Source organism: Rugamonas aquatica, assembly GCF_009380215.1.
GTDB classification, from domain to species: Bacteria; Pseudomonadota; Gammaproteobacteria; order Burkholderiales; family Burkholderiaceae_D; genus Rugamonas; species Rugamonas aquatica_B.
This window is the reverse complement of sequence record NZ_WHUG01000014.1, coordinates 1-20,854: the sequence shown is the minus strand read 5'-3', so window position 1 is coordinate 20,854 and position 20,854 is coordinate 1. Positions and strand designations below refer to the sequence as shown.

Annotated in this window: 16 protein-coding genes; 5 read left to right on the top strand and 11 right to left on the bottom strand. The window is 65.1% G+C overall.

All coding sequences use genetic code 11. From position 1 onward, the window contains the following. The first annotated feature begins 1 nt into the window (after window position 1). Window positions 2-508 carry a hemerythrin domain-containing protein gene (locus GEV02_RS25660; protein WP_152840760.1) on the top strand — a complete coding sequence of 169 codons (507 nt, stop codon included), beginning with the start codon at window positions 2-4 and terminating at the stop codon, window positions 506-508. Here the strand turns inward: GEV02_RS25660 and GEV02_RS25655 are convergent. From GEV02_RS25655 to GEV02_RS25630, 6 genes are all read right to left on the bottom strand, one after another. Then, window positions 505-2,178, bottom strand: coding sequence for a phospholipase D-like domain-containing protein (locus tag GEV02_RS25655; RefSeq protein WP_152840759.1), 1,674 nt, complete (start codon window positions 2,176-2,178; stop codon window positions 505-507). The genes GEV02_RS25660 and GEV02_RS25655 overlap by 4 nt on opposite strands. 122 nt (window positions 2,179-2,300) lie before the next feature. After that, window positions 2,301-3,449 (bottom strand): pantetheine-phosphate adenylyltransferase, encoded by a 1,149-nt coding sequence (coaD, locus tag GEV02_RS25650; RefSeq protein WP_152840758.1) that lies wholly within the window; start codon window positions 3,447-3,449, stop codon window positions 2,301-2,303. Between the two features lie 32 nt (window positions 3,450-3,481). After that, window positions 3,482-4,870 (bottom strand): ATP-binding protein, encoded by a 1,389-nt coding sequence (locus GEV02_RS25645; protein WP_051077322.1) that lies wholly within the window; start codon window positions 4,868-4,870, stop codon window positions 3,482-3,484. Further along, complete coding sequence (locus GEV02_RS25640) at window positions 4,867-5,526, bottom strand: response regulator (RefSeq protein ID WP_008451216.1); 660 nt, start codon at window positions 5,524-5,526, stop codon at window positions 4,867-4,869. The genes GEV02_RS25645 and GEV02_RS25640 overlap by 4 nt, the downstream gene beginning before the upstream one ends. Window positions 5,527-5,572: 46 nt before the next feature. Then, window positions 5,573-7,072, bottom strand: a complete 1,500-nt coding sequence (locus GEV02_RS25635; protein ID WP_152840757.1) for a DegQ family serine endoprotease — start codon at window positions 7,070-7,072, stop codon at window positions 5,573-5,575. Between the two features lie 224 nt (window positions 7,073-7,296). After that, the gene (locus GEV02_RS25630; RefSeq protein WP_152840756.1) at window positions 7,297-7,755 is read right to left on the bottom strand and encodes an Hsp20 family protein; all 459 of its coding nucleotides are present in this window, start codon (window positions 7,753-7,755) and stop codon (window positions 7,297-7,299) included. 251 nt (window positions 7,756-8,006) lie between these two features. Here GEV02_RS25630 and GEV02_RS25625 point away from each other — a divergent pair, with 251 nt between their 5' ends. From GEV02_RS25625 to GEV02_RS25615, 3 genes are read left to right on the top strand one after another with little or no spacing between them, the layout of a single operon-like run. Next, window positions 8,007-9,887: a M61 family metallopeptidase gene (locus GEV02_RS25625; protein WP_152840755.1), complete on the top strand. Its 1,881-nt coding sequence runs from the start codon at window positions 8,007-8,009 to the stop codon at window positions 9,885-9,887. Window positions 9,888-9,947: 60 nt separating this feature from the next. Beyond that, window positions 9,948-10,874, top strand: coding sequence for a sensor domain-containing diguanylate cyclase (locus GEV02_RS25620; protein ID WP_152840754.1), 927 nt, complete (start codon window positions 9,948-9,950; stop codon window positions 10,872-10,874). 54 nt (window positions 10,875-10,928) lie between these two features. Beyond that, window positions 10,929-11,276 (top strand): hypothetical protein, encoded by a 348-nt coding sequence (locus tag GEV02_RS25615; RefSeq protein ID WP_152840753.1) that lies wholly within the window; start codon window positions 10,929-10,931, stop codon window positions 11,274-11,276. Here the strand turns inward: GEV02_RS25615 and GEV02_RS25610 are convergent, their stop codons facing one another. Genes GEV02_RS25610 through imuA form a run of 3 tightly spaced genes read right to left on the bottom strand, consistent with a single transcriptional unit; the run spans window position 11,277 to window position 14,182 of the window. Further along, on the bottom strand, window positions 11,277-12,032 hold the full coding sequence (locus GEV02_RS25610; RefSeq protein WP_152840752.1) for an alpha/beta hydrolase family protein: 756 nt from the start codon (window positions 12,030-12,032) through the stop codon (window positions 11,277-11,279). Between the two features lie 31 nt (window positions 12,033-12,063). Then, complete coding sequence (locus GEV02_RS25605; protein ID WP_152840751.1) at window positions 12,064-13,542, bottom strand: Y-family DNA polymerase; 1,479 nt, start codon at window positions 13,540-13,542, stop codon at window positions 12,064-12,066. Beyond that, window positions 13,472-14,182 carry a translesion DNA synthesis-associated protein ImuA gene (gene imuA, locus GEV02_RS25600; protein WP_152840750.1) on the bottom strand — a complete coding sequence of 237 codons (711 nt, stop codon included), beginning with the start codon at window positions 14,180-14,182 and terminating at the stop codon, window positions 13,472-13,474. The genes GEV02_RS25605 and imuA overlap by 71 nt, the downstream gene beginning before the upstream one ends. Window positions 14,183-14,316: 134 nt before the next feature. Between imuA and GEV02_RS25595 the strand changes: the two genes are divergently transcribed. Continuing rightward, window positions 14,317-15,570 carry a putative Na+/H+ antiporter gene (locus GEV02_RS25595; RefSeq protein WP_152840749.1) on the top strand — a complete coding sequence of 418 codons (1,254 nt, stop codon included), beginning with the start codon at window positions 14,317-14,319 and terminating at the stop codon, window positions 15,568-15,570. Between the two features lie 3 nt (window positions 15,571-15,573). On the opposite strand, the gene GEV02_RS25590 is transcribed toward GEV02_RS25595, so the two are convergent. Further along, window positions 15,574-16,722, bottom strand: coding sequence for an extracellular catalytic domain type 1 short-chain-length polyhydroxyalkanoate depolymerase (locus tag GEV02_RS25590; protein WP_174999345.1), 1,149 nt, complete (start codon window positions 16,720-16,722; stop codon window positions 15,574-15,576). A gap of 78 nt (window positions 16,723-16,800) precedes the next feature. Next, window positions 16,801-20,854 (bottom strand): ATP-dependent RNA helicase HrpA (gene hrpA / locus GEV02_RS25585; RefSeq protein WP_408014864.1); only part of this gene is annotated, 4,054 nt, incomplete at its 5' end.

Here is a 20,854-nt window from a genome sequence, read left to right as displayed (position 1 = left end):
CATGAGAACCACCGCCCATCCGCACGATAAAATCCCCAAGCCTATCCCGACCGAAACCGATGTCCAGGACGCGATCACGCTGCTGACGGAAGACCATGAACACGTCAAGTCGCTGTTCGAGCAATACGAAGAACTGGGCGACCGCGCGCATGTCAGCAAACAGAAACTGGCCCTGCGGATCTGCACCGAACTGACCAAGCACGCCACCGCCGAAGAAGAAATCTTCTACCCCGCCGTGCGCGCCGCCACCAAGGATGACGACATGCTCGACGAAGCCGTCGTCGAACATGCCTCGGCCAAAGACCTGATCGCACAGATCATTTCGATGGAACCCACCGAGGATCTGTACGACGCCAAGGTCAAGGTGCTATCCGAGCTGATCGACCATCACGTCAAGGAAGAAGAAACCGAGATGTTCCCCAAGGCCCGCAAGGCCAAGCTGGACCTCGATGCGCTCGGCGCCCAGATCGCCGCGCGCAAGGAGCAGATCGAACTGCCTCCGCACTAAGCCTGGCTCATCCAGAACGCCAGCTCCTTGGCGCGGTTGCCGCTCTTCCAGCCGGTCAGCGGCTGGAAGATGGTTTTCGGATCGCCGCCGTTCGACAGGAAAGCCCGCCATGCGAAGTGGTCGTACACGCCTTCGATATGCACCGCATACGCCTGCGCCAGCGCCTTGTCGCCGCGGATGATGACCAGGTTCTCATCGTTCTTGCTGGACGCAGCAGGCGAGAAGTTGTGCGAGCCCGTCACCACCATGCAGTCGTCGGAGAACGGATCGATCACTATCGTCTTCGAATGGATGATCGCGTTCAGCCCGGCGTTCAGGTACATGCTGCGCTGGAATTCCTCCAGCGCCCAGGCCGGCAGATTGGCCGGCGGCACACCGTCCGGTTTCAACACTTCGTTGTGGAAGCGCTTGAGGTCGGCGCCGTTGGCGATCACCTGCGCGTTGTGCTCGGTGACGACGCCCTTCTCGCTCTGCGTCACCGCCGACACCACGCCGCGTATGTAGGGTGCATGCTCCTCGGTCACGCGCGCCAGCAGCGCCTGCAGCAGCGGCGATTGCCCCGGCATGAACATCAGAAACAGCACGCCCTGCCTGGCGTTGGCGATCGCTTCCAGCACCGGCGCAAATTCCGCCTGGGCCTTGGTGGCGGCGAAGAAGGTGGTCACCTTGCCATCGTCCGTCGGACGGCCGTTGGCGACGCGCAGCGCGTCGGGCATGTCGTCGCCCACTTCGGCCAGCTTGCGCCATTGCTGATAGAAACGGTTGGCGGTGACGGGACGCTCAACCACCAGCACATTGTTCAGCTGCGTGCACAGGCCGGTGGTGGTCCAGTTGGTGCTTCCGGTCAGCACGCGCTGCGCCTGGCCGCCTGCGGTTTCAACCTCGACCACGAACTTGTTGTGCACGCTGGGGCTGGACGCGCCCTTGTGCGACAGGTCGCGATGCTTGACGATGACGCCGGCCGCCTCCAGCTCATGCGCGGTGTCGTCGAAGGTGGAAGTGCCGTTGCCCAGCAGCAGATGGCAGCGCTCGCCGAAAGCCTTGAGGCCGGCGATCAGCTCGGGATCGTTCAACTCATACAGCGCGGCGTAGATGTGGTTGCCGCGACGGTCGGCGTTGGCCATGAAATCCAGCAGCGCATGACGCGCCTGGCCCGACAGGTAGCGGCGCCCCGGATAGCCGGGCTCGGCCAGCTGCGCCTTCAACGCCTTCAGCGATTTGATGCTGACTTCACCGCCGACCAGCCGCGTCACCACCTGCGACATGATGGTGCCGCGATTGAAGTAGACGGCCACGCCGTCCGACGGCTGGCTCGCCGCCTGCGGCGCCACCCAGTCCGAAGCCTCGGCCTCGCGCAGCACGAAGCCACCGGCAGCGCCAGCGCCGGCCGCCATCGGCGTCACCCGGTAGGCCGCCTTGCCGGCCTGTTCGACATCGTGGTCCACCCACATGCAGCGGCGTATCGGCGAGTCGGTAGAGGCGATGCCGCCGGCGGGCACGGCCGTCCCCGCCGAACTGGCGGGAATGCGGTTGTTGAGTACTTTGATATTGCCGGTCAGCAAATCCTTGCGTTCCAGGCGGAAGCCGACGATGTCATCGCTCCAGGGCTCTGGCGTCCAGGCCAGCAGGGCATCATCGGAATTGGCAATCACTTGAAGATGAGCGGGCATAACTCCTCCGGTGAGAAAGTTTGCGGAAAGTCAATGCACTATAGTTCGTAATGTGCATCGAATCTACACACTTTATCACCGCGGATATCGCGCACCTATGACGGCCGCCCCCTGATTTTTTTTCACGCAGCGGCCAGCCGCTCCATCTCCCGCTGCATATTGTCGATGGCGCGCTCGTTGTACTGATCGGCGAAATAGGCGTTGCCGAACAGCTGGCCAGCATCGGCCTTGCGGCACAGATGAGCCAACGCGCCGCCGCGCTGCCGGCGGTATTCGGCGTCCGGCAGATGGATGTATTCCTGCCGGATCGCGCGCGCATAGTTCTGGTAGACCTCGTCGTCCTGCCCGAGGATGGCGAGGTCGACGCTGAGCAGCGTGTCCTTCAGCCGGTGATTGATCGAGGCTTCCTGGAAGTGGTCGGTGGCGCGTATCAGCTCGGCCGCGTCGCCCATCTCCTGCCCCAGATGGCTGCCCAGCCACAGCTGGGCGCTGGCTTCCTCGTTGGTCAGCGCGCCGGGGTCGCCGCCGTGGCCGTACTCGGCGTCATGGAACCAGAAGGCTTGCTTGACGATGTCCACGTCCGCCGGATCGGGGCCGGTGTTGGCCGCCCATACGCGGATCTCGCATAGGCCGTGCACCAGATGATCGAGGTTGTGATAGTGCCGCGCCGGGCCGCCGTAGGCCGTGGCGCCGGTCAGCTGCGCGAACCACTGGTCGGCATGGGCGATCGCGGTGGCGTCGCGGTGGGCGTAGTCCCACAGCGTTTCCCACTCCTTGCGCAGCCAGCTCAGCACCCAGGCGTGGTAGGCCGGGCCGGGCACGAACTTCTTCATGATCCAGTTCCAGCCGATCGGCCCTTCCAGCGCCTTGACGAAGCTGGAGCTGACCGAACCAAGATCGCGCGGCGGCATGACGAAGATGGTCTTGGCGCCCTGCAGCACGTCGACGTTGGTTTGCTGGATCAGGTTTTCATAGTCGAAATCGGCGGTGGTGCGGATGCCGCGTATCAGGCAGTGCACGCCCTGCTTCTTGGCGGCGCGCGCCGTGTAGTCGCCCTTGACGATGACCACCTGCACATTGTCCCAGCCCTGCTCGGCGCAGCTGAGAGCGATGATGTTCTTGCGCTCCTCGGCCGAAAACTTGGGCTTCTTGGCCGGGTTTTCGGACAGGAACACCACCACCTCGTCCGCCAGCGAACGGGCTTCGTTCATCACCCACATATGCCCGTTGGTGATCGGGTCCAGGGTGCCCGAAAAGCCGATTTTCCTCATACGCCACTCCAACGCCATGTCAAAGTTGCATTTTAGACTGGAGTGGCCCTTGCAGTCTCAGGAAAATCGACCTTGACCTTCAAGCCGCCCAGCCGCTCGGACTGGTCCAGGGTCAGCGCGGCGCCGTGGCGTTCGGCGATGGATTTGATGATGGCCAGCCCCAGCCCGCTGCCGCCGGCCGAACTGCCCGGCACGCGGTAGAAGCGGCTGAACACGCGCTCGCGCTCTTCCGGCGGGATGCCGGGACCGGAATCCTCGATGCTGAGGATGACGCGGCCCGGCGCGGCCTTGGTCGCGCCCGCAGTACGGCGCAGGTCGATATCGACGGTGCCGCCGGCCGGCGTGTACTTGATGGCATTGTCGACCAGGTTGCGCAGCAGAATAATCAGCGCGTCGGGCTGGCCGTCCACGGCGGCCTCGTCGGCATGATGCAGGCCCAGGTCGATCTGGCGGGCTTGCGCCAGGCCGGCCATGTCGCCCAGCGTGCGCTTGACCAGGTCGCTGATCGGCACCGGCTCCAGCTTGACGTCGTTGACCGAGCCTTCCTGCCGCGCCAGCACCAGCAATTGCTCGACCAGCCGCGTGGCGCGCTCGATGCCGGCCGTGACGCGGCCGATGGCGACGCTGCGCGCGGCCTCGTCCTGCGCCCGTTCCAGGCTCAGCACCTGCAATTTCAGCGCCGCCAGCGGCGAGCGCAATTCATGCGCGGCGTCGGCGACGAAGTGCTGCTGGGCGTCGAAGGCCGTGCGCACGCGGCCGAACAGCAGGTTCAGCTCGTGCACCAGCGGCAGCACTTCATCGGGCAAATCGTTTTCCGACACCGGCGACAGATCGTCAGCCTGGCGCGCCGCCACCTGCCGCTTGACGCGCGACACCGGCGCCAGCGAGCCGCTGACCACCCACCACACCACCAGCATCAGCACCGGCGCCATGACGGCGATCGGGCCGACCGTGCGCAGCGCCAGCGTGCCCGCCATGCGCTGGCGCACCGCCATGTCCTGCGCCACCTGCACGGTCTGGTTGCTGGTCTGAACGGAGAAGATGCGGTAGGTCGTATTGTTGGCCTTGACGTTGGAGAAGCCCAGCACGGCCCGCTGCGGCAGCGCCGCGCGCGACAGCGAACGGAACACTTGCGCGCCGTCCGGCGTCCACACCTGCACCACCAGGTCGTCGTTTTCGGGATCGGCCGCCGTGTCGGCCGCCTTGTTGGTCAGCGTGGCGCTGGAGCGCAGCGACATCGCCATCTGTTGCATGTGATAGTCGAAGATCTGGTCGGCGTCGCTGAGCGCGCTGCGGTAGGCGATCATCGCCTGTGCGATGGCCGCCATCGTGATCGCGGCCAGCAGGAACCACAGCAAACGTCCGCGCAACGAGTGCGTTACCACGGGCACCCGTGGCAGCGACGGCATCTTCACCTTCATAGTTTGGGCACCATGTATCCCAGGCCGCGCACGTTTTGGATCAGTTCCGCGCCCAGCTTCTTGCGCAGGCCGTGGATGTAGACTTCGACCGCGTTGCTGTTGACTTCATCCTTCCAGCTGTACAGCTTCTCTTCCAGCTGATGCCGCGACAGCACGATGCCCGGCCGCGCGATCAGCGCCTCCAGCACCGCCCATTCGCGCGCCGACAGGTTGACCTGCTTGCCTTCGGCGATCACTTCGCGGGTTTGCGGATTGACCGTCACGCCGCCGTGTTCGAAGATCGGCTCGGCGCGGCCGGCCGAACGGCGCAGCAAGGCGCGGATGCGCGCCAGCAGTTCGTCGAGGTCGTAGGGTTTGAGCACGTAGTCGTCGGCGCCGGCGTCCAGGCCGGCGATGCGCTGCTCCTTGGCGTCGCGCGCGGTGGCCACCAGCACCGGCGTCAGCTCCTTGCGCGCGCGCATCGAGCGCAGCACGTCGAGGCCATCCTTGCGCGGCAGGCCCAGGTCCAGCAGCACCAGGTCGTAGGTCTGGGTTTGCAGCGCGGTGTCGGCCATGTCGCCGTCTTTGACCCAGTCGACCGCGTAGTGCTCGGCCCTCAGCAGGTCGAGCACCACCTCGCCGATCATCGTGTCGTCTTCTACCAGCAGAAGTCGCATATTGTTTCCTTTCTGTTTTTGTGTTGCGTTCTGCCGGCGTTCCGGCTTAGCCCAGTCGCACCGGGATAAAGATTTTATCGTCGCCGCGCTGTATCAGCAATGCCACCGACTTGCCGGACTTGTCGACCACGTCGCGCACCTGCTCGATGGTGTTGACCGGACGGCCGTTCACCGACAGCAGCACATCGCCCGGCTGCACGCCGGCATTGGCCGCCGCGCCGCGCGCATCCTCGATCAGCAAGCCGTTCGGAATGCCGGACTGGCGCTTCTCGATGCTTTCCAGCGGACGCAGCGACAAGCCCAGCTTCAGCTTGGCGCTGGCCTGGTCGGGACGGTCGCCATCGGCCGCCGCGACCTTGTCGTTGGCGTTGCCCAGCGTGGCTTTCAGCGTTTCCAGCTTGCCCTGGCGCCAGACTTCTATCGTCACTTTATCACCTGGCGTGGCCAGGCTCACCATTGCCGGCAAATCGCCGGAGCTGACGATCTTGGCGCCGTTGAGCGTGCGGATCACATCGCCCGCCTTCAGGCCGGCCTTGTCGCCGGGGCCGCCCTTCTCGATATTGGACACCAGCGCGCCCTCAGGCGTGGCCAGGTTGAAGGAATCGGCGAAGCCCTGGTTGATCTCCTGCACAGTCACACCCAGCTTGGCGTGCGTGACCTTGCCGGTCGAAACGATCTGGTCCTTGATCTTGCCTGCCACATCGATCGGGATCGCGAACGACAAGCCCTGGTAGCCGCCGGTCTGGCTGTAGATCTGCGAGTTGATGCCGACCACTTCGCCGCGCGTGTTGAACAGCGGGCCGCCCGAGTTGCCGGGGTTGACGGCGACGTCGGTCTGGATGAACGGCACATTCCCGTCCGGCAGCGAGCGGCCCTTGGCGCTGACCACGCCGGCGGTCACGGTGTTGTCGAGGCCGTATGGCGAGCCGATGGCCAGCACCCACTCGCCCACTTTCAAGTCGTTGCCCTTGGCCAGCGGTACCACCGGCAAGTTCTTGGCGTCGATCTTCAGCACGGCCACATCGCTTTTCGGATCCGAGCCCAGCACCTTGGCGCGGAATTCGCGGCGGTCGGTCAGCTTGACCACCACTTCGCTGGCGTCGCGCACCACGTGGGCGTTGGTCAGGATGATGCCGTCGGCGCTGATGATGAAGCCGGAACCGAGGCCGTGGGTCGGCACGCTGCGCTGGCCGCCGCGCTGCTGCGGCCCCTGGAAGCGGCGGAAGAATTCATAGAACGGATCGTCGGCAAACGGATCTGCGCGGCCGGCCTGCTCGCCGCCGTCGTAGGCGGTCTTGGTGCTGCCGGTGACGCTGATGTTGACCACGGCCGGGCCGTTATGGGCGGCGATGACGCTGAAGTCGGGCAGCGCGATGGTCGGCGCAGGCACGGCGACCGGAGTGCCCGGTTGCGGCGCGGCGGCCTGGGCCACGGCGGGGGCGGCGGCAACGGCGCTTCCCTGTTGAACGGCGACGGCGCCTCCCACGCCTATCACGCCCAGCACGGCCACGGCAAGGGCTGCACGTTTGAGAGTCGATACGGACATAGCTGCACTCCTGAATGAATGAGGTTTGTAGATGTATCCAATATGAGGGTAAAAACTTAGACCCGTCTTAACTATACAATTGCTTACAAGCAGAGTGAAGTTTACGCAAAACTGGCCGGATATACCGGCCAGTCGGAAGCATGTCGTTCCCGCGCAGGCGGGAACCCATACTGAGCCGGCTAAGCCGGCGTTCTATCGATTCCCGCCTGCGCGGGAATGACGGATCAGGCGGCCTGGCGCTGCTCCAGGGCGGTGACGTTTTCAGCACCGTTGATGACGATCTTGCGCGGTTTGAGCGCTTCCGGCACTTCGCGCACCAGCTCGATGCTGAGCATGCCGTTGTCGAAGCTGGCGCCGGTCACCTTGACGTGGTTGGCCAGCTGGAAGCGCTGCTCGAAATCGCGGGCCGCGATGCCGCGGTGCAGATAGGTGCGCTCGGTGGCGTCCTTCTGCTTGCGGCCGACCACGTGCAGCGAATCGCGTTCGAAGGTGATGTCGATTTCCGAACGGTCGAAGCCGGCCAGCGCCATCACGATGCGGTATTGGTCGTCCGAGACCAGCTCGATGTTGTACGGTGGGTAGCTAGGGGTGGCATCGCCACGCTGGGCGTCGTTCAGCAGTTGTGCCAGACGATCGAAGCCGATGGCGGAGCGATACAGTGGGGTCAGGTCGAAGTTGCGCATGGTAGATATCCTTTTCAAGTTAAGCGATATGGGCGGGGAAGATTCCCCTCGGTGGTCCCCATCTGGGCAACCACTGAGTCCGATATAGGATGGTTTCCGGGGCTTTCAAGGCCTTGAAAAACGGCCACAAGATCCCCAGAGCCGAAAAAATTTTAAAAAATATTTACGCTGCACTGCGCCATGGCTTTGCCAGATTTGCAACTTACCCCCGTGCTACACTCTTCTTCTTGTCCATCCCATTTATCGACCACATGTCCATATCTCGTGCCGCCCTCGCCGTCCTGCTGGCTACCGCCTTCAGCGCTCAGGCAGAAGCCATCTCCGAACAGCCTTACCCAGGCACCATCGTCTTGAAAGTGGACGCCACCAACACGGCGCAACAAATCTTCCGCGTGCGCGAGAGCATCCCCGCCAAGCCGGGCAAGCTGACGCTGCTGTATCCGCAGTGGATACCGGCCAACCACGGCCCGAGCGGCGCGCTGAACCAGTTCGCCGGCCTCAAGGTCAGCGCCAACGGCAAGCCGCTGGAATGGAAACGCGACACCGTCAACGTCTACGCCTTCCATATCGAGGTGCCGAACGATGCATCGTCGGTGGACGTGGAATTCCAGTACCTGTCGCCGGTGGAAGCCAACCAGGGCCGCACCACGATGACCAACGACATCCTCGGCGTGCAATGGCAATCGCTGACGCTGTACCCGGCCGGCTACGACAGCCGCCGCATCACCATGCAGCCCAACCTGACCGTGCCGGCCGGCTGGCAATACGGCACCGCGCTGGAGACCGCGTCGCGCAACGGCGACGAGATCGCCTTCAAGCCGCTGGACCTGGAAGCGATGATGGATTCGCCGCTGTTCGCCGGCCGCCATTTCCGCCGCATCGACCTCGACCCTGGCGCCAAAGTGCCGGTGCACCTGAACGTCGTGGCCGACTCGGCCGAGCAGCTGGAAGCGACGCCGGAACAGATCGCCCCGCACCGCGCCATGGTGCAGCAGGCCTACAAGCTGTTCAACTCGAAGCACTACCAGCACTACGACTTCCTGTTCGCCATCAGCGACGAGTTCGGCGGCATCGGCCGCGAGCATCACCAGTCGAGCGAGAATGGCGTCAAGCTGGGCTACTTCAGCGAGTGGGCCAAGCACGAGGCGCGGCGCGAGCTGCTGCCGCATGAATTCACGCACTCGTGGAACGGCAAGTTCCGCCGCCCGGCCGACCAGAACGTCCCCAACTTCAACACGCCGCTGCAGAACACGCTGCTGTGGGTGTACGAAGGCCAGACCCAGTACTGGGGCGCGGTGATCGCCGCCCGCTCCGGCCTGATCAAGCAAGAGCACACGCGCGACCTGCTGGCCGCCACCGCCGCCCGCTACGACAACACCAAGGGCCGCGAATGGCGCGCGGTGCAAGACACCACCAACGACCCGATCGTCAACGCCCGCCGCCCGCAGGGCTGGAACAACTGGCAGCGCGCCGAGGATTACTACTCGGAAGGCGAGTTGATCTGGCTGGACGCCGACACGCTGATACGTGAAAAATCCGGCGACAAACGTTCGCTGAACGATTTCGCCCGCAACTTCTTCGGCGTCGACGACGGCGTCAACGTCGCCAAGCACTACACGTTTGAAGACGTGGTCAAGGCGCTCAACGCGATCCAGCCTTACGACTGGGCCAGCTTCCTGCGCACCCGCCTCGACGGCCACGGCCCCGGCGCTCCGCTGGACGGCCTGACCCGCGCCGGCTGGAAACTGGTCTATACCGACAAGCCGACCGACTTCATGAAGGCCCAGGAAGAGCAAAGCAAGTCGGCCAACTTCCAGTACTCGCTGGGCTTCTCGGTCGGCGCCGAAGGCAAGCTGGAAGCCTTCCAGTGGGAAGGCCTGGGCTTCAAGGCCGGCCTGTCGGGCGGCAGCACGCTGCTGGCCGTCAACGGCCGCGCCTACAAGGCCGAGGTGCTGCGCGCCGCCGTCACCGCCGCCAAGACCGGCAAGGAACCGATCAGCCTGCTGGTCAAGAAGGGCAATCAGTACCAGACCTACGCGCTCGACTACCATGGCGGCCTGAAGTATCCGCGCCTGGAGCGCATCGAAGGCACGCCGGATCGCCTTGAGGCAATTCTGCAACCGCTGAAGTAATTGTCGTACCGTTGGGGGCCGGGCAGTTGTGCCGGCGCCCCATCGGGTTATACTGGCTCCATGCCAGATCGGACCGACATCCACCCTCCTCCGCGCACCGAGCTAGACGAGCTGCGCGCGTCCGACCGCATTTTCCGCGCCCTGCTCGACAACGCCCCGGTTCTGATTTCGACTAAGGATTTGCAAGGCAATATCACGATGGCCAATCGCCATTTCGATATCCTCGACGGCTACGATGCCGAAAGCTTCGTCGGGGCCAATGTGTTCGAACTGTTCCCGCGCGAAATCGCCGAACAGCTGTGGCGCAACGACCGCACGGCCGCGCAGGAAAAGCGCGCCATCCACGAAGAGGAAACGGTCTACCACCGCGACAAGACGCTGCACACCTACATGACCGTGAAGTTCCCGCTGCTCGACGAAGACGGCGAGGTCTACGCCACCTGCGCCGTTTCCACCGACATCACCGAAGCCAAGGCCGCCCAGGTCGACAGCGTCACCGACGAGCTGACCGGGCTGAAGAACCGCCGCTACTTCAACATCCGCTTCGGCGAAGAACAAAAGCGCGCCCACCGCGACCAACGCCTGCTGACCTTGCTGCTGATCGACGTCGACCGCTTCAAGGAATACAACGACAACTACGGCCATCCGCAAGGCGACCAGGTGCTCAGGGCCGTGGCCGACGCCATGCACAAGACGCTGCACCGGCCGGGCGACCTGTGCTTCCGCATCGGCGGCGACGAATTCGCCTGCCTGTTCGCCAGCAACAGCAGCAATGAAAGCGAGGCGCTGGCCGAGCAGATACGCGCCAACGTGGAAGCGCGCCGCATCCCGCACCAGGCCAACACGCCGGGCGGCCACGTGACGCTGTCGCTGGGGCTGGCCTTCATACAGCCGGACTCGACGTTGAGCCAGGACCAGATCTACGAACTGGGCGACCAGGCGCTGTACCGTGCCAAGCACAAGGGCCGCAACACGGTCTCGCGCTAGCCTGGACCGGCCCGGGCGCTTCGGCGAACGGATGATTTGGTGTATGCTAACCGTATGAACAAAGACACCGACATCCAACTCAGCGGCCCCTTCAAGGCCACCGACGGCTCCGGCCGTGCCCATGACGCCAAGGCGATCCGTATCTTCGACGAAGGTTACGGCGCGATCGACGTGTATGTGGACTTTTCCGCTACGATCAGCGGCCTGCACAAGGACAAATCGCTGATCGACGCCGTGGTCGCGCAACTGCGCACCGTCGGCTACAAGGGCCCGGCCCTGACCGCCGGCGACTCCGTCCTGCAGGAAAGCAAACTGCTGGTGCTGGAAGCGCCGGACGAATTCAACACCTTCGCCGCCGGCAAGGGCTGGAAAGACCTGGCCGAAGAATTCGACGACGAATAATCAGATGTAGCGGTCGCTCCAGGCCGCGATCAGGTTCGCCACGTAGACGGCATCGTCGCGGTCGGTCAGCAGGTGGTCCGCGCTGTCGAGCGAGATGAAGCTTTTCGGATGCTTGGCGGCGGTAAAAATCTCCATCGCGTTGCTGATGCCCACCGTGTCATCGCCCGGCGCGTGCATCACCAGCAAGGCCCGCTTCAGGGCCGCGATCTTCCCCTTCAAATTGTGCGCGCCCGCATCTTCGACAAATTGTTGCTTGATGCGGAAAGGCCTGCCCGCCAGTTGTACCTGCGCCTCGCCGGTGCGGGCGATTTCATCGAGATGCTGGCTGAACATTCCGGTCACCTGACCGGGGTCGCTGGGCGCGGCCAGCGTCACCACCGCCTTCACTTCCGGCACCTGGGCCGCGACCGCCAGCACCGCAGCGCCGCCGAGGCTGTGGCCGATCAGCAGGCTGGGCGCCATGCGAGTACCGCGCAGATAATCGGCCGCCGCCAGCAAGTCCGCCAGGTTGGACGAGAAATTGGTGTTGGCGAACTCCCCCTCGCTGGCGCCCAGGCCGGTGAAGTCGAAGCGCAGCACGGCGAAGCCATGCTCGGTCAAGGCCTGGGCGATGCGGCTGGCGGCAAACACATCCTTGCCGCAGGTGAAGCAATGGGCGAACAAGGCGTAGGCCTTGATCTCCCCCGTCGGCTTATCCAGCCGGGCCGCCAGTTTTTGGCCGTCGGCGCCGGGGAATTCCAGTCGTTCAGATCGCATGGTGCATCCTGCTGTAGATAACACCCTCCATTTAACCAAACAAACCGTGCAGATACCAGCGCGCCGACTGTTCGCCCTCGTGGCCGGTGCGTTCCCGGTACAGCCAGTAGTGGGCGAAGTCCTCGCCCTCGGCCATGAAATAGTCGCGGGTTTGCATCGTGCTCCACCAGCCGGCCTCGATGCGCTCGCCGGTGGACATGATCTTCAGCGGCGAGCCGTAGAACGGCCGATGATCGCGCATCAGCAAGGGGATGGGCTTGGCCAGCAGCCAGGCCGGACGCGGCAGGCTGGGCATGTCCGGCGGCAGTTGGGCGCGGGCGTCGGCGGGACGGATTTTTTCCTGCACGCTGACCCAGGCGTTGGCCTGCTCGGGGCGGTAGTCGGCGCGCGGCGCGGCTTGCAGCACGTTCTCCGGTCCCAGCCGCGCGGTCAGCACTTCCAGCAGGCGCTGCCAATCCTCCTTGCTGCCGCCCGGCTCGGGGAACAGCGAATCGCTCGGCGGCGCCATCGGCTGCACCTGCGGCGCCTCCAGGCACAGGCCGATCACCGGCGCATCCAGCACCTGCTTGGCCAGGCGCTCCTTGAGCAGGCGCACCAGATGCTCGTCGCGCCAGACCGGCTCGGCCAGCACGATGTCGATCACCGTCGGCGGGCCGGCCACCTTGCCGCGTTCATGCTCCAGCAGCAGGCGGATACGCTCGACCGCGAACTGGTGCGCGCTGAGCCAGCCGGTCAGCTGCTGCAGCAGGCGGCGCGCGCCGAACAGCAGGGCCTCGGCGTTTTCCACGCGGTCGAACAGCTCCAGCTTGGCGCGGAAGCTGGCCGGCGCCGCCAGCCATTGGTGCATCTCGGCCCGTTCGCCGTAGGCGTCGTCCAGCACGTCCAGCAGGGCCCGGCCGCAGCGGCGCTGCAAGCCGGGACGCGGTAGGCGGCGCATCTCGCCCAGCGTCAAGCACCCTATGCCCTCCAACCAGCTCAGGTAGGGCCGAGCCGGGGGCAGCAGGCTGCTGGGCAAGCGGTCCATGCGCCGCGCTAACGCCTCCATCGTCAAGGCCCGTCCGGCGCTGCTACGGGCCAGCAGCCAGGCTCCGCGCGCGGTGGCCGCGCAGCTGAGCACGGCGGTAAAACCGAGCGCTTCCATGCTGGCCGCCACTTGCCGGCACAGCGCGCGCACGCCGCCGAACAGGCGCAGGCTGGCGCCCACGTCGAGCAGCAGCGTGGCCTCCTCCGCCTGCGCCAGCTGCGGTGTGAATTGCAGCAGCGCCATCGCCACCGCGTGCTGCGCATCCGCCTCCAGTGGCAACGCGCGCTGCTGGAACTGCGCTTGCGGCGCCAGCATCAGCGCGCCGCCGCGCCGCATGCCCTCCTCTACGCCGGCCTGTTCCGCCAGCGTCGACATGGCCACCACCCGCTCCTGCTCCAGCACCACCGTGCAGCGGTCATCCGACCAGCGCGGGCAGAATACTTCGAGCGGGAGCCGTGGCAGGTGTATTCCGATCCAGAGGCGCATGGCGTTGTAAGAGCGATGGGGTTAAGGGCAAGAACAAGGGCGTGTCGCGTTGCGGCCCTCGTCGTTTGACAAAGCCGATGTTGACGCCGCCCGGCGCGGTGTGCAGCGACAGCCGCAGCGGCGCAGGCGACGCATCCTGCGCGGCGGCCAGCGGCCGCAGCATGCAGAACAGCGTGTCCCCGCTTTGCGCGGCCAGATGCAGGCGGCGCAGCGTTTCGCCGCGCGCATGGTTTTGCCACAGCAGCAGCGCGCCGCAACAGCCGCTGCGCAGCACTTGTTCCGCGGCCCACAAGGCGTCGCCGCTTTTGGCGCCGCTGCGTATCCAGATCAACTGCGACGGCTCCAGCCCCAGCGCCGCGAGAGCCAGCGCCTGCGGTGCGTGCGGCGGTTGCAGCAGCGCGATGGGCCGCTTGCCCAGCCCCAGCAACGCCGGCCGCAGCAGGCGCAGCTCGCCGATGCCGTGCTGCTGCACCAGCAGGTCGATCAGCGTGCCCAGCGGCCAGCCGCCGCCCGGCAATTGCGCCGACAAGGCGGCAAAGCCGGTGTCGACGCAGCGGGTGGCGCTGTGCGCCAGCTGCGACGCCAGCCATAGCGATGGATGGACGGCTTCAGGCGCGGCAAGAGTAGCTGATCGGTTCATGATATGGAACGGATTTTACCGCAAATACTGTATAAATACACAGTACTATTTGCAGCCGATTTTGGCAAGGTCAAATCTGTATCGTGCGCCCCTTGCTGTACCATGTAGTTCAGGCAATTCAACAAGGACATCCTTTGCAAACCATACAACTGGTCGGCGCCATCCTGTTCGGACTGGCGCTGCTGCACACCTTCGCAGCCAAATCCTTCGAAGTGTTATCGCATCGCCACCCGCGTCATGCCGGGCTGTTCCACCTGCTGGGCGAGGTGGAAGTGGTGTTCGGTTTCTGGGCCTTCATCCTGATTATCGCCATGGCGCTGCTGGGCGGCAGCGACGCCGCCATCAGCTATGCCGAATCGCGCCAGTACACCGAGCCGCTGTTCGTGTTCACGGTGATGGTGGTGGCCGCGTCGCGGCCGGTGCTGGACATCGTGCAGCGCGTGCTGCTAGTGCTGGCCAGGCTGCTACCAATGCGCGCCGAACTGGCGCTGGTGTGGTTCGGCCTGGCGCTGGTGCCGCTGACCGGTTCGCTCATCACCGAGCCGGCCGCGATGACGCTGGCGGCGCTGATGCTGGCGCCGCTGATCTTCCGCGAGGGCATGCCGGAGTGGCTGAAGTACGGCGCATTGGGCGTGTTGTTCGTCAACGTCTCGATCGGCGGCACGCTGACCGCCTACGCCGCGCCGCCGGTGCTGATGGTGGCGACCACCTGGCAATGGGACAGCGCCTTCATGGCCACGCATTTCGGCTGGAAGGCGGCGATCGCGGTGGTGATCAACGCGACCGTGGTCAGCGTCATCCTGCGTCCGCATTTGCGCGCGCCGGCGGCCGCGTCGGCCGAGGTGGAGGCGGCGCCCGCCGTGCCGCTGATGGTGACGGCCATCCACCTGGTCTTCCTGGCTGCGGTGGTGGTGCTGGGGCATCACCCGGTGCTGTTCCTCGGCATCTTCATGCTGTTCCTGGGATTCACGCAGGCTTACCAGCGCTACCAGAATCCCCTGATCGTCAAGGAAGGCCTGCTGGTGGGCTTCTTCCTGGCCGGGCTGGTGGTGTTGGGCGGCATGCAGCAATGGTGGTTGCAACCGATTGTGGAAAGCCTGCCGCCGGTGGCGCTGTTCTTCAGCGCGCTGGGTCTGACGGCGATTACCGATAATGCCGCGCTGACCTATCTGGGCTCGCTGATCGAAGGGATTTCGGCGCAGTCGCAATACATGCTGGTGGCGGGCGCGGTGGCCGGCGGCGGCCTGACGGTGATCGCCAACGCGCCGAATCCGGCCGGCGTATCGCTGCTGCGTCGCGGCTTCCAGGATGAATCGATAGGCGCTATCGGACTGCTGGCCGGCGCACTGGCGCCGACGGCTGTGGCTGCGCTGGCGTTTCTGCTGTAACGCTTACACGCGCTGATGGCGTGAGAAAAACTCCAGCATCATCTTGCTGGCATCGGGACCGGCCTTGGCGTTGAAGGCCAGGGCCGGATCGCCGCCGCTCCAGGCGTGTTCGAGGTCGGCGATGTGAGCGACGCGCAGCAGGAGCTTTCTTCCTTCGTAGAAGTCGTGCAGCTGGTGGGCGTTGTGGCGGCCGCCGCGTCCTTGCGGTTTGTGGGTGATCTTCGGTGCTGCCGACAGGCGGTTTAGCAGTTGGCTCTGGCGCGCAAGCTGGAGTTGGTTGATGGGACGGACTACGTTGTCGCCCGCGCCCTGGATCAGGATCGCGGGCATGCCGGGGAACTGGGGATGGCGCGTCAGCACTTCGTGCGCGGCGGCGTCGGCACGCAGGGCGGCGCCGTGCTGCATCACGCCCAGCGCGCCGATGGTGTTGTGGCCCGCGCCGAACACGGGGCCCGAATGCAACCCCACGGCGGCGAACAAATGCGGATGATTCAGCGCGATGATGTTGGCCATGCCGGCGCCCGCCGAAATGCCGGCGATGTAGATGCGCGAACGGTCGATGGCGTACTGCGTCATCACTTTATCGATCATGCCGACGATGATGGGCACGTCGCCACCGCCCTGCTGCGTGGCGCGGTCGTACCACTTCCAGCAGCGCTGCGCCTGGGAGCTGACCAGTTGCTGCGGATAGAGGACTGCGTAACCCATCTGCTCCGCCCACTGGTTCATGCGCGTTCCTTGCGCGAACTGGGTGGCGGTTTGATGACAGCCGTGCAGCATCACCAGCAGCGGCAAGCCTTTGCGCTGCGTGTCTTCGGGCGGATTGTTCGGCAGGTAAAGCCAATAGCTCATGCGGCGCGCGGGCGTGCCGATGCCCGGCGGTGCGGAAATGTGGGAGGCCAGCCATTTACCGGGCGACGGCGGGACGTGTATCGCGACGGATGGAACGGTGCTGCGGCGGGGCGTGGAGCGCGCACGGGGCGTCGCCGCCTTGGCCGCCTTCGCGACCTTGGTGGCGGGCTTGCGTTTTCGTTTAGGCTTGGCGGCTGCGGGCACGGCAAACAGCGCCGTCACGATCTTGCTGACGGAACGGCTCTGCCGCTTCCCCGAGCGGACCAAAGTACGTAACAAACTGCTGGCGGCTCTCTTCATCGCGGCGATCTCCTGTTGCGATAAAGTCTACCCCGAAAGCCGCCCCAAACTGCGTGCGCCAGCGCTCATAACAAGCGCTTAGCGCTGCATCGACTCCCACACTTTCAGCAAGCGCTTGGCCGATACCGGCATCGGCGTACGCAGCTCCTGCGCGAACAGCGACACACGCAACTCCTCCAGCATCCAGCGGAATTCCACCATCTTCGGATCGGTGTTCTTACCGGCCGATTTGTCCTTGTTGGCGCGCTGGTAGAGCATCGCCGCCTGCTGCCATTCAGCCATCAGCTTGGCGTCGCGCGCGGGGTCGCCGCGCAGCTTCTCGATACGCACATTCATCGCCTTCAGATAGCGCGGGAAGTGCGACAGCTGGCTGTACTCGTTCTCCGACAGGAAGCGCTTGTTGACCAAACCTTGCAACTGCGCCTGCATATCGGCCGCCGCCTGCGCGGGCAGCCCCTGCAAACGCTTGGGCAAGCCATGGAACTCGGTCAGCACCTGCGACAGCAACCGCGCAATCTCGTTCACCAGCAGCACTAGGCGCGACTTGCCTTCGTCCTTGCGCTTGGCGAAGCTGGCCGCATCCACCGGCAGCGGATCCTGCAGGCAGGCGATATCCAACGCCTTGTTGATGATCTGCTCGCGCAGCTCTTCCTGCGTGCCCATGCTCATGAACTGCATGCCCATCTGCTGCAAGCCCGGGATGCCTTTTTCGATGAACTTGATCTGGTCCTTCATCTGCAAGGAGAACAGGCGACGCAGGCCGACACGGTGCGTACGCGCCGCCACGGTCGGATCGTCGAACACTTCCAGATCGCAGTGCGAGCCCTTGTCCACCAGCGCCGGGAAGCCGATCAGCGTCAGCTTGCCCTGCGCGATTTCCAGCAGCTCCGGCAGCTCGCCGAAGGTCCACGAGGTCAGGCCGGTCAGCGTGATGCCGCTGGTGGCCGTCGGCGCGGCGCCGGCGGCTGCGGGAGCGCCCTTGCCTTGCGCCGCCGGTGCGCCAGCTTTCGCCGACGCCGACGACGATGCGGCAGACGACGCCGCACTGCCGCCGCTGCCCAACGCGCGCATGCTCACGCCCTGGCCGCCGGACGACTCGGCCATCTTCTGGAAGCTCTCCCGCGCCTGCGTGCCGAATTCGGCCTGCAGCGTGGCCAGGTTGCGGCCCATGTCCAGCTGGCGTCCGTGCTCGTCGATCACCTTGAAGTTCATGAAGTGGTGAGCCGGCAGCGTCTCCGGTTTGAAGTCGCTGGTCAGCACCGAGATCGTGATCTGCGCGCGGATGTCGGCGATGATCGCGTCGACCAGATCGCCGCGCCCGAACACGCCCGCTTCATGCACACGCTCACAGAACTTGGCGGCGTAGTCAGGCAGCGGCACGCAATGGCGGCGCAGCTTCTGCGGCAGTGACTTGAGCAGCAGATGCACTTTCTCCTTCAACATGCCCGGCACCAGCCACTCGCAACGTTCGCGCGGCAGCTGGTTCAAGGCGTACAGCGGCACCGCCATGGTCACGCCATCGCGCACGCTGCCTGGTTCGAAGTGATAGGTCAGCTGCATCTCCAGCCCCGTCACCGACATCATCTTCGGGAACAGGTCCGTGGTGACGCCGGCCGCTTCGTGGCGCATCAATTCGTCGCGGTTCAGGTACAGCAGCTTCGGCTCGGCGAACGTCGCATCCTTGTGCCACTTCTCGAAGCCTGCACCGTTGACCACGTCGGCCGGTATCAGCTTGTCGTAGAAGGCGGCGATCAGTTCATCGTCCACCAGCACGTCGAGACGGCGCGACTTGTGCTCAAGGTTCTCAATCTCCTTGATTAGCTTGTGGTTGTGCGCGAAGAACGGCGCACGCGTTTCATAGTCGCCGCCGACCAGTGCATCGCGAATGAAGATCTCACGCGCCTCGACCGGATTGAACAAACCGTAGTTGATGCGGCGCTGGCTGTACACCACCAGCCCGTACAAGGTGGCGCGCTCGGACGCACTCACTTGCGCGGACTTCTTCTCCCAGCGCGGCTCGCCCCACGATTTTTTCAGCAGATGGCCGCCGACCTTTTCCAGCCACTCCGGCTGGATCTGCGCCACGCAGCGCGCGTACAGGCGCGTGGTGTCGACCAGTTCGGCCGCCATGATCCACTTGCCCGGCTTCTTCAGCAGCGAGGAACCCGGCCAGATATTGAACTTGATGCCGCGCGCGCCCAGGTAGCCGGCACCCGGTTCGTCCTCGCCCTTGAAGCCGATGTTACCCAGCAGGCCAGTCAGCAGCGCCAGGTGCAGGTTCTCGTAGGTGGCCGGCGTTTCGTTGATGCGCCAGCCCTGCTCCTTCACGATGGTCAGCAGTTGCGAATGCACGTCGCGCCACTCGCGCAGCCGCAGCTGCGACAGGAAGTTGGTGCGGCAGTTGTCCATCAGCTGGCGATTGGTCTTCTTGTGCTCAATCGCGTTTTCGAACCACTTCCAGATTTTTATATAACTGAGGAACTCCGACTTCTCGTCGGCGAACTTCTTATGCGCTTCGTCGGCGGCCTGCTGGTGCTCCATCGGACGATCACGCGGATCCTGCACCGACAGCGCGGACGCGATGATGAGCACTTCGTTCAGGCAGACGTTGTCCAGCGCGGCCAGGATCATGCGACCTACGCGCGGATCCAGCGGCAGCTTGGACAGCTTCTTGCCCAGTGGCGTCAGCTGGTTGTATTCGTCGACCGCGCCCAGTTCCTGCAGCAGCTGGTAGCCGTCGGCGATGGCGCGGGCCAGCGGCGGTTCGATGAACGGGAAGGTCTCCACGTCCGTCAGGTGCAGGGACTTCATGCGCAGGATGACCGAGGCCAGCGACGAGCGCAGGATTTCCGGCTCGGTGAACTTCGGCCGCTGCAGGAAGTCCTGCTCTTCGTACAGGCGGATGCAGACGCCATCGGCCACGCGGCCGCAACGGCCGGCGCGCTGGTTGGCGGCCGATTGCGCGATCGGTTCGATCTGCAGCTGCTCGACCTTGTTGCGATAGCTGTAGCGCTTCACGCGCGCCAGGCCGGCGTCCACCACGTAGCGGATGCCCGGCACGGTCAGCGAGGTTTCGGCGACGTTAGTGGCCAGGACGATGCGGCGGGCGTTGGTCAGCTTGAACACGCGCTCCTGCTCCTCGGCCGACAGGCGGGCGAACAGCGGCAGGATTTCCACGTGCGGCGGGTGGTGCTTGCGCAGCGCTTCGGCGGCGTCGCGGATTTCGCGTTCGCCGGGCAGGAACACCAGCACGTCGCCCGAGCCCAGGCGGGCCAGTTCGTCGACGCCGTCGACCACGGCGTCCATCAGGTCGCGCTTTTCGCGGGCGGCGGCGGTGCGCTGGCCTTTGCCTTCGGCGTTGGCTACGGCGGGGTTGACGATATCGCTCTCGATCGGGCGATAGCGCACTTCCACCTTGTACAGGCGGCCGGAGACTTCGATCACCGGCGCCGGTTTTTCCGGCGTGCCGAAGTGGCGCGAGAAGCGGTCGGCGTCGATGGTCGCGGAGGTGATGATTACCTTCAGGTCCGGGCGGCGCGGCAGCAGCTGCTTCAGGTAGCCGAGAAGGAAGTCGATATTCAGGCTGCGTTCGTGCGCTTCATCGATGATGATGGTGTCGTAGTTCTTCAGCAGCGGGTCGGTCTGCGTTTCGGCCAGCAGGATACCGTCGGTCATCAGCTTGACCGAGGCGCCCTTGGTCAGCGTGTCGGCGAAGCGGACCTTGAAGCCCACCGTTTCGCCCAGCGGCGTACCCAGCTCCTGCGCGATGCGCTTGGCGGTGGACGAGGCGGCGATACGGCGCGGCTGCGTGTGGCCGATCAGGCCTTTCTGGCCGCGTCCCAGTTCCAGGCAGATCTTCGGCAGCTGCGTGGTCTTGCCGGAACCGGTTTCGCCGGAGACGATGATGACCTGGCTGTTTTGCAGCGCTTCGGCGATTTCGTGGCGGCGGCCGGAGACCGGCAGGTCTTCGGGATAGGTGATCGGCGGCAGCGGGTTGCGGAAGGCGCGTTCGGCGTCGCGGGCCGCTTGTTCTTCGGGCGTCAGACGTGGCCGGGGCTCGCGGCGCGGCGGCGCAATCAGTCCGCCCTCGCCGTCCGGCAGCGCTGCGCGGGCCGGGCGCGCGGCGCGCGGC

What these genes read in the sequence shown, in the direction of transcription:
- GEV02_RS25590 (WP_174999345.1), bottom strand. Translation starts at nt 16,722, where the DNA reads ATGAAGAGAGCCGCCAGCAGTTTGTTACGTACTTTGGTCCGCTCGGGG.
- GEV02_RS25660 (WP_152840760.1), top strand. Translation starts at nt 2, where the DNA reads ATGAGAACCACCGCCCATCCGCACGATAAAATCCCCAAGCCTATCCCG.
- GEV02_RS25655 (WP_152840759.1), bottom strand. Translation starts at nt 2,178, where the DNA reads ATGCCCGCTCATCTTCAAGTGATTGCCAATTCCGATGATGCCCTGCTG.
- GEV02_RS25605 (WP_152840751.1), bottom strand. Translation starts at nt 13,542, where the DNA reads ATGCGCCTCTGGATCGGAATACACCTGCCACGGCTCCCGCTCGAAGTA.
- coaD (WP_152840758.1), bottom strand. Translation starts at nt 3,449, where the DNA reads ATGAGGAAAATCGGCTTTTCGGGCACCCTGGACCCGATCACCAACGGG.
- GEV02_RS25615 (WP_152840753.1), top strand. Translation starts at nt 10,929, where the DNA reads ATGAACAAAGACACCGACATCCAACTCAGCGGCCCCTTCAAGGCCACC.
- GEV02_RS25620 (WP_152840754.1), top strand. Translation starts at nt 9,948, where the DNA reads ATGCCAGATCGGACCGACATCCACCCTCCTCCGCGCACCGAGCTAGAC.
- GEV02_RS25630 (WP_152840756.1), bottom strand. Translation starts at nt 7,755, where the DNA reads ATGCGCAACTTCGACCTGACCCCACTGTATCGCTCCGCCATCGGCTTC.
- imuA (WP_152840750.1), bottom strand. Translation starts at nt 14,182, where the DNA reads ATGAACCGATCAGCTACTCTTGCCGCGCCTGAAGCCGTCCATCCATCG.
- GEV02_RS25645 (WP_051077322.1), bottom strand. Translation starts at nt 4,870, where the DNA reads ATGAAGGTGAAGATGCCGTCGCTGCCACGGGTGCCCGTGGTAACGCAC.
- GEV02_RS25635 (WP_152840757.1), bottom strand. Translation starts at nt 7,072, where the DNA reads ATGTCCGTATCGACTCTCAAACGTGCAGCCCTTGCCGTGGCCGTGCTG.
- GEV02_RS25625 (WP_152840755.1), top strand. Translation starts at nt 8,007, where the DNA reads ATGTCCATATCTCGTGCCGCCCTCGCCGTCCTGCTGGCTACCGCCTTC.
- GEV02_RS25640 (WP_008451216.1), bottom strand. Translation starts at nt 5,526, where the DNA reads ATGCGACTTCTGCTGGTAGAAGACGACACGATGATCGGCGAGGTGGTG.
- GEV02_RS25610 (WP_152840752.1), bottom strand. Translation starts at nt 12,032, where the DNA reads ATGCGATCTGAACGACTGGAATTCCCCGGCGCCGACGGCCAAAAACTG.